Annotated in this window: 1 protein-coding gene; it reads right to left on the bottom strand. The window is 51.6% G+C overall.

From position 1 onward, the window contains the following. A partial coding sequence (locus tag D7W81_RS43190) for a hypothetical protein (RefSeq protein ID WP_208721709.1) occupies nucleotides 1-214 on the bottom strand: 214 nt, incomplete at its 3' end. Nucleotides 215-409 lie beyond the last annotated feature (195 nt).

The raw sequence follows: 409 nt of genomic DNA on the forward strand, positions 1-409 counted from the left end.
ATGCCAACGGCTCGGCTCCCCTTTTTTGTTCATTTGAATACAACGCAAATGGCAATGCAAGAAGCATGCGCAATTCGAGGAAAAGATTTTGCGCTGCGGGAAACTGGTGAAAATCTGGGCATTTAAAGTGATGCGGTGCGGCATGGCGGATCGTGGATCTCGATGCTTGCGCAAAATCTGAGCATGTGATTGTTTTTCGTTCGGCCTGCTGCATAATTTCACCCTTAACTCGACTCCGCTTTAAGGGTGAAATTATGCCGCAATGAAAGTGCTACAACGTCCTTTGCGCCTCTCGAAAAGACGCGCGGCGCTGTAGGCGCTCGAATATGGTCATGCGCGGGCAACCGCCGGCTGGCGCTACGGCCACTGGATCGCTGCCATCAGCGAAATTTCAGATAAGCATCAACGC

It is taken from the genome of Corallococcus aberystwythensis, from assembly GCF_003612165.1.
Lineage (GTDB): Bacteria > Myxococcota > Myxococcia > Myxococcales > Myxococcaceae > Corallococcus > Corallococcus aberystwythensis.